Origin of the sequence: Paenibacillus sp. SN-8-1 (assembly GCF_050995535.1) — a bacterium.
GTDB lineage: Bacteria > Bacillota > Bacilli > Paenibacillales > Paenibacillaceae > Fontibacillus.
On the sequence record NZ_CP194782.1, the window covers coordinates 855,383 to 865,709 of the forward strand.

A 10,327-nucleotide genomic window follows, 5' to 3' on the forward strand; every position below is an offset into this window, starting at 1 on the left:
GATCGTACGTGCGGCGCAGGTACTTCCATTTCGTAAAGGGGATCATTACCATACTACAAAAACTAAAACAAACTGCAAAACGGCTCAAATCCAATTTGATTGTATTATATCTATCTTACAGAGATCCTAGAGTGAAATGGTATGCAAAACTGTTTACACTGTGTGTTGTGGCTTATGCGTTCAGTCCCATCGACTTAATTCCCGATTTCATCCCGATTCTAGGCTATGTTGACGATTTGATCATTGTCCCACTAGGCATAGTTCTTGCCCTTAAGATGATACCTGGGGATGTTATTGAAGAGAATAAAGCGAGGGCACAGGAGATTCAAGGAAAGCCCAAGAACTGGCTTACAGCTGCTCTGTTCATAATCGTATGGATCCTGCTTGCCATTTGGATCGCATCGTATGTCTATAAAAAGTTCAGTCATTAGACATGAAAGTCACATCCATGAGGTAAGTCTATTAACCAAGAAAAATGACCTTAACACGGTATAGTGTAAGGTCAAAACTCGTGATTAGCTCCCTATTACCTCAAGGATTTTATCGTAAGCGCTCAGTAATCGATCGGGGTCAGGATCCTCTCCTATACGCTTGGGTACGTTAAATTTCGATAAATCGAAGTGATAGTTAGGCTGGGTGCCATGCCTGGCTAGACAGCTTTTGCAGCAGGCTAAAGGACAACCGTCAATGGCAATGATGCGGCGTCCTGACTTTGCTGTGTTGACGAGCGGTTTGACATCACCACCGACACCGGCGATGCAGGACATTTCGGCTATCTTTTTCCGGTCCATCTTAATTGCGATCATGTTAGCGGTTTGTGCCGCCGACGAACATCCTGAACATGAATAGACAAGAGGCAGTTCATTATTCTTCATTTGGCACGTTTCCTCACTTTCACTAATCAATCCGGTTTATTAATAAATAAATTTTCAAGTATCATAACCTGAGTTAGGCGAATGAACTGTGAGGACGGTCACTTTTGGATAAATTCAGTACAGTCTATTCGCATAAAACAGGTGAGCATCCATTGATGTAATGGAGGGGCGAGCCTAGTAGGCTTACCCCTCTGTTGGAATGGTTTTCATGGTTTTTCCGAATGAATAGACGGCATCGGGGCGAGAATGATAGTACAGTTGCGGTGAATTGATGATAGATCGCTGGAAAGGCGGATGAGTAAGATGACTCTGAAAACATTAAGCGGAGTGTATGCCTTGGTTAGCGGAGCTTCAAGCGGACTGGGCTATGCCATGTCGGAGGCCTTGCTGGTAAAGGGGAGAACCTTAGAGTTCTCCCCTTTGTCATTGCAAATCCTGGTCGGGCCTTGTTGTCCCTTCTGTGGAAACCCCTGGGAAACCCTAAGAGGACAATTTCTAAACCCCTTAGTATATTCATAACTTAAATTAGCGCCTTGACGCAACCATTTCCATTTATATAAGGAATCTCTGTTCCATCTCGCCTGAGGAGGATGATCATGTTGAATTCTTTATTACCTGCTGCACAATATTTCGGGGAGATCGAACCCGTTTTTTTATTTTATGGGGCGATGCCTACAGGGGTTAGTGTATCTGAAACCGGGCGTATATTTGTTTGTTTCCCGAAATGGGGGGATAAGGTTGAATTTACGGTAGCGGAAATAGTTGGGGGTCAACTGCAGCCTTATCCTAACCTGGAGACCAATATGGAGAGCCCTTGGAATATCACAACGTCTTTCATTAGCGTCCAAAGTATAGTCGCGGATGGTAGAGGAACACTGTGGGTGTTGGATACAGGAGCACCGAATTTCTCGGAGCCGATTAAAGGTGGGGCCAAATTAGTCGCTGTGGATTTAACAACAAACACAATAAGAAGAGTATACACGTTCACAGAAGTTGTTGTCCTCCCGACTACTTACCTGAATGATGTGCGGGTTGATTATCGTGTTGGCAACGCAGGCTACGCCTATATAACGGATTCTTCTACCAAAGGACCGGGAGCTATTATCGTCGTAGATTTAGACAATGGAGCTGCGTTCCGACGGTTGAATGGGACAGAGTCAACTTCACCCGATCCCTGTATGCTGCCGAAAGTAGAAGGCAGGATTCTAATGAATCGTAGTAGAGAGGGCGTAATTTCACCTTTTAGGTTGGCCTCGGATGGGATAGCCATTTCTCCAGATGGAAGGGTCTTATTCTATTGTCCCCTAACCAGCCGTCATTTGTTCGCGGTCTCAACCGAAGCCTTAAGAGACAGAACGATACCGGATGCGGATCTAAGTTACTGTGTGGAGTATTGGGGAGAAAAAGGCGCGTCTGACGGGATGATCACCGATGCTCAAGGAAATGTGTACGCCGGAGACTATGAAAACAACAGTATTCGTAAAATATATCCGGACGGCGCTATGGATACCATCGCGCATGACCCGAGAATCTTATGGCCGGATACATTCTCCATTGGTCCGGATCAATACTTATATTTTATTGTGAATCAATTACATCGGCAGCCAAGATTTCACTATGGCCATGACTTACGGCAAAAGCCTTACAGCTTACTCCGCATAAAAATAGGCGAGCTTCCTGCTCCAACCTTTTCATAATTCCTTCATATACCAAGCGTCACAGGCATTATGCTCCGATTCGTCCAGCCCTTGTTCAAGCTGACGGAAACCGAATTTAAGATAAAGAGAGTTCGCGGCTTTCAGCTTCTCGAATGTCTCTAAGTAGCAGAACTTATAATGCTTGGCGGCAAAATCCAAGGCCACTTTCATCAGCTCTTTAGACAGACCTTTGCCTTGTTCTTGAGGCGCAAGATAGAGCTTCTGCAGCTCACAAACTTCTGGATTCTGCCCGAAGCGGCCTATACCCACGCCGCCTGCAATTTCACCTTGATCCGTAACAATAACCCAGTACTTGGAGCCAGGCTGCTGCTTATAGTACTCAGCCAGACTGCCCAGCTGGGGGTCAAAGTAGGCGGTTCCTGGAATATTCAGTCCAAAAGACTCCAGTGAGCGTTTAATGATCCGCTCCATGGCTTGATTGTCTCGTTCTTCAATCTCTCGTATTAGCATGATGTTCATCCTCGCATCTAGATGTATTAAAGACTATATAAGTTGAACTGCTTAATTTTAAGGATTTATTGTAAGGCGGGCTCCTTCAAATGTCAATTTGATGTCCTTATATTTGGTGATAATATACCAGGTATGAGGCCTTTTTATTTGCGCGGTTAATTTATTAAGATTTGGAAGTGTGAATAGTAGGGGAGGGTATTTATACCTGTTAGGGGAGTTAGGGTTAAAACACGTTGCATCCTCACATTTATGTAACATTGGCGATTCGTCTTTCGTATTTGGGAAGGGTTATATTAGCTAAGCAGATTGGACTAGAGAGAAAAAGTATTTTATGAGACTAATGTATAAATTATTTTGAAACATCGGAGATTTTTGAACCCGTCTTTCCGAAAAATTCTCCATTAACGGAGTAATTGCCACCATTCCATTGAAGAATATAGTCTCCACCACGCATACCTTGGTCATAACCCTCTTCGAAATTTCTCCAGGTTAAAGATCCGTTGCCTTCAATTTTTCTTGAGAAATATACCAACCCGGAATTCACGTGTGTTAGGCTAACAGTAACTGCTTGTCTGCTATAGTTTTTCATTAAAAGTTTAAGATGACCAAATCCTGCATTTACAGTAAAGGTTTTTTGTACAACTGCGCCTCCCTTTACAGCACTGCCAATAGGATTGGACGTATCCATAACTTGTGGGCTAATCAGGCGATTATCGATAAAAGGATTACTAGTGCGAGTTTCTGTTACACTAGAGTCAGGAGTTACCTTCCCCTGAGTTGATCTTGATGAAGCAAAAGCTGTTATCGCCGGCGCTAAAGATAATATCGCAATCAAGGCCCATTTTTTCTTCATAATATTAATTTCCTCATGACTTTCTTTATTATGAATTAACTGGTTATTACTGTATTTATGGTATGTTGTTAGTTAAATATTGTCAAATGCTTAATGTGTAGGAAATAAGCGAAGAGAAATGTAGTAAAAAGAGTGGTTCGAGTGAAGTATGGTATGAAACAGGAAGTATGAATATTAACCGAGAATAATTTATACTGAAACAGCTGTAATAACTTCCAGAAAGAAGTGATAGCTATGGACTTTGACATCGTTATGCAGGAGCTCGAAGCTCTCGGCAAGGAACGAACCAAGAAGATTTATATATCGAACGGCGCGCAGGAGCCGCTTTTTGGCGTGGCTACAGGGGCTATGAAGCCCATGTCCAAGAAAATCAAGAAGAATCAGCCTCTGGCCGAGCAGCTTTACGCCACTGGGAACTACGACGCCATGTACTTTGCCGGCGTAATTGCGGACCCGGCTGCGATGACGGAAGCGGATTTCGACCGTTGGATAGATGCGGCATACTTCTACATGCTGTCCGATTATGTGGTTGCGGTAACCCTTGCAGAGACAGATATTGCACAAGAAGTTGCGGATAAATGGATTGCAAGCGGCGAAGAACTGAGAATGTCCGCTGGATGGAGCTGCTACTGCTGGCTGCTCGGGAGCCGCCCGGATGCTGAATTCGAGGGAAGCAAAATCGCGAAAATGCTAGAGATGGTCAAAGATACGATTCATGACTCTCCCGAGCGTACGAAGTACGCGATGAATAATTTCATTTACACCGTGGCCACGTCCTATTCACCGCTTCACGATCTAGCGGTCCAGACCGCCCAAGCTGTGGGACCTGTTGAAGTCGGACAAGACAAGGGAAAGAGTAAGTACCTGAACGCTTCGGGCAATATTCAGAAGGCCATAGATAGGGGACAGCTTGGGTTCAAGCGCAAGCATGTAAGATGTTGAAATAATTCAACCAATCTCCCGGCAGTTTTGTCCATTCAAAAGCATCTACTCCGTCATTAACTATAGTATAACAACTAAGGAGTTGATTTTTTTTGAGAAAAGCAACCTTGATGAGAATTAAAAAGGCGGAAGCAAAGCTGGGGAGAAAATTCAAAAAACAAAGTCACGTAGTTAAAAATGTTAGAAAAGCCCTCCGTAGAACAGACCTTGGAGATGGATTTGCACGCTTCACGTTCTCTTCGGTCACTCTTCCTCCGAATAGCTTCAGAAGCACTACAATTAACGGCAATGGCTTCAATATCATTAGCGGTTCCTGGATTTTCTCCGGAAATGACCAAGGCTTCCTTCTCGACAACTATTCCGCAGCTGAGGACAGATGGTTCTTCACCGCATGGAATCCGACCAATTTCACAAGATCTGTAAGTTATGCGGTTATTGCTAAGGTGAAGCCATAAATTTAATGCTACATTAGGTGGGGAAAAGGAGCTGATGAGGCTCCTTTTTTGCTTGCTCACACGGACCGCCGGGTTTTGTCGCTGATCAGCTTTAGCTCTTTGGCTTGGGCAATGGCATTGATGCGACGGTTGACCTTTAGCTTGGCGAAAATATTCTTCACATGAACCTTCACGGTACCAATAGCGATAACCAAACGTTCGGCGATTTCCTTATTGGTTAATCCTGCGGCTAATAGGGCGAGTACCTCAAGCTCACGCTCAGTTAACGGCTCTTCGATGGGGTCAGGTGCGGATTGCTCATCTTCTCCGGCATCCGGCTGGACGTAAGAAGGTTCAGGCGAACTTTGAAGCACACACATAAAGATTCCGTGGGATGCCATGGCCTGAAGAACAGCCGTACGGCCGGGCGTGAACACATGCCCTGCAAGCTTGTTCTCAAGATAAAGGACGCCCATCATCGTGCCATGAACGGTTACGGGAATACATAGCGCCGACTGGGGCTGATGCTGAGCGAAGTACGGGTTATGAATCAACCAGCTTTCCTCTTCTCCGCTATAATAAATATCCTCCTGGCTTCGAAACACATAGCGGATGATTCCTTCCGGCAGCAGGGAGCTGTCACTTAATTCAGAAGGTGACGTAAGTGTGGATGGTTCCGAATCCGCATAGACCTGAATCACAAGCGTATCCTCGGTGCCCGTAAGGAGCGCGCCTTTGCTGGCTCCGGCATGCTTCATAATGGTGTTCATGATTTCCGTAAGCACCGTGTCCAGGGTCATCTGATGGGTGATGGCCTGGGTAGTTTTTAGAATCGCGGCAAGGTCTATACTGTCCACCGAATGGGGGACGCTTCGAATTTTAGAAATATCCTCTGCGGCATGATCCGCGGCCTCAATCCCCTGGTCCAGGAATGTCAAGGTACGATCAGATGCTGCATGACGATTCACCTGACTCTGCACCATCTGAATGAGTTCCTCCAACTCTGATACCTTCAGCTGAACTCCCCACTGCTGATACCCTTCAACAGCCAGCTGCAGATAATACCCCGCCGTCTTACTTTTGCCGCATCCCAAATAGTAGTTGGCCGCAGCTTCACCCGCAATACTTGTCACATGGAAATCCTCCAGCTCTCTCGCCGTACGGATGGCCTGATCGTACATCGCCTCTGCCTTCTGCAATTCACCTGATATACGGGCAAATTCCGCTTGAAGGAGGTCATACCGGGGCTGATGATTATCCGGACTGCACTGTGCCCATTGTCTAAAGCGCTGGAGATGGCGGTTTAACTTTTGGGTATCTGCCCGTGATGGGGCAGGGGCCGCCATGATGGCGAGAGAGGCATAGAATAAGCATTCCGGCAAGTGAGGCAAATGAGTTGCGTAAGCCTCATAGGCCTCCGCCTGCTCAGCCCACTTGATGGCCTCCGCATATTGACCTGTCAGATAGCTGAGCTGAGTCTTGTACGTGCTGAACTGAAACAACGTGGTTGCCGAAGTCTCTTCCCGGCGAATTTGCCCCAGAAATTGTTCTTCATCGAAATCCGGGCCGCTGAATGCCGCAGGTATTGACGTCCTTCCCTGAAGCGCGAGAATGACCTGCTGGTACAGGTGAAAGTTCTTCCTCACGAACTCATCCTTGGTTGTAGCGAGCACATCCATGTATTCGGCAATGGCTCTGGCCAATTCACTTAACGATGCTCTGGTGTATAAGGAATTGACATGAGCGCCCATGGCATAGCTTGCAAACACGTAATCCCCCGAATCCAGACCGCACCGAAGCGCTTTGATCAAATAAGTGTCTCCTTCACGCGCATTCCCGGCAAATTGGCAGAGTACACTGCCGAACATGGTATAGGTATTGCTTTTAATTGAAGTGACATTGTAGCGCTCGGAGAGCTCCACACCCAGCTTGGCAATAGCATAACCCTTCTCGAATTTGCCTAATGCGGTTCCGAGCAGCATACCCATCGCGGTATAAATAGCCGCGGAGGCGGGGGTATTGCCGTGTTTCAATGTAAGCTGAATAGCTCGGCACGTCAGCAGGAAGAACACTTCTTTATTGGTGAAGAAGGTGGAGGGAATGATCGCATAAATAAGATTCATCGCACTGATCCGTTCTTTATCCGTCATCTCCTCCAGGTACGCAAGCCGGCCGTACTCTTTACCGAGATTAGCCTCAATTCGCTTGCCTTCCATGAGTAACAGGTATTTGCTTGGATGTGGTGAGATATAGATCTGATGCTCCTTCAGACTCGCAAGACCGAGAGCTGTACTTTCATGATATCTGCCCTGATTAATGTACTGCATAATCCGGATCATCTGCACACGGCTCCGTTCAACCGGACCGCGCGCCTTGCCAAGCAGGAAGTCGATATCCCGCTCGGAATCGGCTGAATTTCCGCACAAGTACTCACATTCCGCTTTCTGGGTGTGCAGCTCGAAGATCAAGTCGAACTCACGATCCCAGTCCCCCGGTGACAGCAGCTTCACGCCTTTGCGGAAATAACCCAGGGCAATATCGTAAGCAGTGGAAGACTTGGCCCGATGTCCCGCCTCCAGATTTAATCTGACGAGCTGCAGGATTACTTGGGCGTCCTTCATGCTTGCCGATCCCCGATTCAGATGATTAACCGCATCAAAGAGAGAGTTCTCTCCATATGCATTGTCCCTGCCATACAGAATCTGGCCAATACGGATATGGATATCCTGCTTCGATTCGTCATCTATCCCGCTATAGATGAGCTTTTGGATATTATCGTGAGTAAAGCGGTACATCTCCCCTTCGAACGGAACTATCAACCCCTCGGCTTCGATGACGGACCAATTAATATCCTCATCCTCATTACCCTGATAGGAGACAGAGGCGATTAATGAAGGATGGAAGGTGCTCCCTACACAGGCGGCTATTTTCAACAGTTCTTGGGCATCCGCGGGCAGACGATGTAATTTGTGCTCCATCAGCTCATGGATGGCATAACGGGGCACCTGCTCAAGCACCTTTTCCAGGTTCCACTGCCAGCGGCGTTCCTCATGATTGTAGCTCAGAATATGGTCATCCTGTAGACGGAGCAGTATTTGCTTGAAATGAAACGGGTTGCCCTTCGATTGATGGCACAAGAGCTCTGTTAGAGAATGCGTCGTATCGGCTGGACTATGAAGCGTCTCCATCACAATTTGATTCATTTCCGCTGGTCCCAGCTGACTCAGATGAATGTGGCGGACTACCGCCTGGTCGGTCATGCTCCCGTCCAGCTCGTACCCCGGCAGCTTAGCCCGGTCTGTCTCCATAAGTCGATATGCACAGACGATCATCAAATACTGGCATTCGGGATCGGATAACAACGCGTGAATCAACTGGAGTGAGGAAGCATCGGCCCACTGCAGATCATCAATGAACAGAACAAGCGGGTGCTCCTTCGATGCCAGGGCCTGAACAAATTTGCGAAAAGCATAAATGAACCGCTTCTTCGATTCATTCGCTTGCAGTTCCTCTAACGCAGGCGCGTGGTCACTGGCCAGAATTAGCCTAGCTTCAGGAATAATATCCGCGATGACATGGACATTGGCCCCAAGTGCCTCCTGAAGCTTCTGTCTCCACAGCATGGACTGGTCTCTCCGCTGTCCTAACAAATGCCGCATCAACCCGCGGAAAGCCTGAATAATGGGATGATAGGGGCTTTCTTTGGAGAGCTGTTCGAATTTCCCGGTGATGTAGTAGAAATCCCGGTCATGCTGCTGCTTCCTGAGCACCTCTTCAATCAGGCTGGTTTTGCCGATCCCGGCCTCGCCTGAGACATAGACCATTTCTGTTGACCCGAGGCACGCGGAATAGAAGGCCTGAGTCAGCATCGCCATTTCATGTTCCCGCCCGTGAAGCCCCTGCTCGATCAGGTGGATATCGTGGGGTCTTCCGATTTTGTCCAAATCGGCCAGCAGAACGCCGACACTGGGATAGCGCTTATCCGGATTCTTCTCTAATAGCTTGGTGATGATCGCTTCCAGGCCCTCGGGCAGGGGCAATGCGAGGTTCGTCAGGGGCGGGGGGCTTTGAGCCAGATGCATGTATACCCACTCCAAGGGCTGATCTGTTAGAAAAGGCGGGCGGCCTGCAAGCATTTCATAGAAAATCACACCCAGTGAATATAAATCACTTCGCTCATCCACACTTCGGTGCATTCTTCCCGTATTCTCAGGCGAGCAATACGGCAAGCCTGATTTCATTACACCGCCAGTAAGATACGGGTAGCCCTCGGCCGTGCGGTGAACGGCATAACCCGAATCTATTAAATAAGCCTCATCTCCCCCGGATGAAATACCTATCCGCTCCGGCCGCAGATCCAAATGAATCATTTGCTGCTGATGCAGTCTTCCGATACTAGCCGTCATAGATCTCGCCAGGGGGAGAAATTGGTCTGGGTCCATTCCTCTAGGTCCACGGACATACTCTCTTAATGTTGTATCAGTTTTGAACACTTGCCCACCGGGAGGATCTGTTTCTTTCACAGATCTGCCCATGGATGTACCAATAGGATGGTTGGTTTCCAATTTCCGAACACCTCTGATTTCACTTAACCTTCATACCTCCTATTGTAATGCAATGGCCGGTCTTGTTACAGATATAAAATGGGATTTTGTGGAACGAGTCACCTGGAATATGGCTTGCAGACAAGGTTTGGAACCAAAAATACTCCATTGTAGGTATGGAGGTAGAGACGGCTTTTAGATTATTTTAGATGGCATAAGTTCGTCATTTCTGATGATAGGGAGGTTAGAACAGGAACATGGAAAATGGGTTGATTGCGCTGGTCAGTATTCTCCTGCTAGGCATAGTGATCTATGCCAAGCTGTGGTGGGACGGAAGTACAATGAGCCTTCGGTTTACCAAATGGTACTTTGGTCTGTTTTTGCTCGGGGCGGTGATTGTTGGGGGATATTTCTATGTTACAGCTTGAGGACTCGATAAGCAGAGGGGAGATGGGCAAGGGGATCTCTTACAGGACTTGTACCAGGAAATTTAGTATCGGAGCAAAAGGAT

The 10,327-nt window shown here is 47.2% G+C and carries 9 protein-coding genes; 5 read left to right on the plus strand and 4 right to left on the minus strand.

Translation table 11 applies throughout. From position 1 onward, the window contains the following. The first annotated feature begins 50 nt into the window (after positions 1–50). Complete coding sequence (locus tag ACRRNK_RS04045; protein WP_433946796.1) at positions 51–431, plus strand: YkvA family protein; 381 nt, start codon at positions 51–53, stop codon at positions 429–431. An 84-nt stretch (positions 432–515) separates the two neighbouring features. Here the strand turns inward: ACRRNK_RS04045 and ACRRNK_RS04050 are convergent, their stop codons facing one another. Beyond that, positions 516–875 carry a putative zinc-binding protein gene (locus ACRRNK_RS04050; protein ID WP_433945527.1) on the minus strand — a complete coding sequence of 120 codons (360 nt, stop codon included), beginning with the start codon at positions 873–875 and terminating at the stop codon, positions 516–518. A gap of 596 nt (positions 876–1,471) precedes the next feature. Between ACRRNK_RS04050 and ACRRNK_RS04055 the strand changes: the two genes are divergently transcribed. Beyond that, on the plus strand, positions 1,472–2,572 hold the full coding sequence (locus ACRRNK_RS04055; protein WP_433945528.1) for an L-dopachrome tautomerase-related protein: 1,101 nt from the start codon (positions 1,472–1,474) through the stop codon (positions 2,570–2,572). On the opposite strand, the gene ACRRNK_RS04060 is transcribed toward ACRRNK_RS04055, so the two are convergent. Both ACRRNK_RS04060 and ACRRNK_RS04065 read right to left on the minus strand, forming a co-directional pair. After that, positions 2,567–3,043, minus strand: a complete 477-nt coding sequence (locus tag ACRRNK_RS04060; RefSeq protein ID WP_433945529.1) for a GNAT family N-acetyltransferase — start codon at positions 3,041–3,043, stop codon at positions 2,567–2,569. The two genes, ACRRNK_RS04055 and ACRRNK_RS04060, sit on opposite strands and share 6 nt — an antisense overlap. Positions 3,044–3,392: 349 nt before the next feature. Beyond that, a complete protein-coding gene (locus ACRRNK_RS04065) occupies positions 3,393–3,896 on the minus strand; it encodes a hypothetical protein (protein ID WP_433945530.1) in 504 nt (167 codons plus the stop codon). A 234-nt stretch (positions 3,897–4,130) separates the two neighbouring features. On the opposite strand from ACRRNK_RS04065, the gene ACRRNK_RS04070 reads away from it, so the two are divergent. Together ACRRNK_RS04070 and ACRRNK_RS04075 are read left to right on the plus strand one after the other, a co-directional pair. After that, the gene (locus ACRRNK_RS04070) at positions 4,131–4,838 is read left to right on the plus strand and encodes a DNA alkylation repair protein (RefSeq protein ID WP_433945531.1); all 708 of its coding nucleotides are present in this window, start codon (positions 4,131–4,133) and stop codon (positions 4,836–4,838) included. 92 nt (positions 4,839–4,930) lie between these two features. After that, entirely contained in the window at positions 4,931–5,293 is a 363-nt protein-coding gene (locus tag ACRRNK_RS04075) for a hypothetical protein (RefSeq protein WP_433945532.1), read from the plus strand. Between the two features lie 56 nt (positions 5,294–5,349). Here the strand turns inward: ACRRNK_RS04075 and ACRRNK_RS04080 are convergent, their stop codons facing one another. Further along, positions 5,350–9,765, minus strand: a complete 4,416-nt coding sequence (locus ACRRNK_RS04080) for an AAA family ATPase (protein ID WP_433945533.1) — start codon at positions 9,763–9,765, stop codon at positions 5,350–5,352. A 308-nt stretch (positions 9,766–10,073) separates the two neighbouring features. Between ACRRNK_RS04080 and ACRRNK_RS04085 the strand changes: the two genes are divergently transcribed. Next, positions 10,074–10,244, plus strand: coding sequence for a hypothetical protein (locus tag ACRRNK_RS04085; protein ID WP_433945534.1), 171 nt, complete (start codon positions 10,074–10,076; stop codon positions 10,242–10,244). The last annotated feature ends 83 nt before the right edge of the window (positions 10,245–10,327 follow it).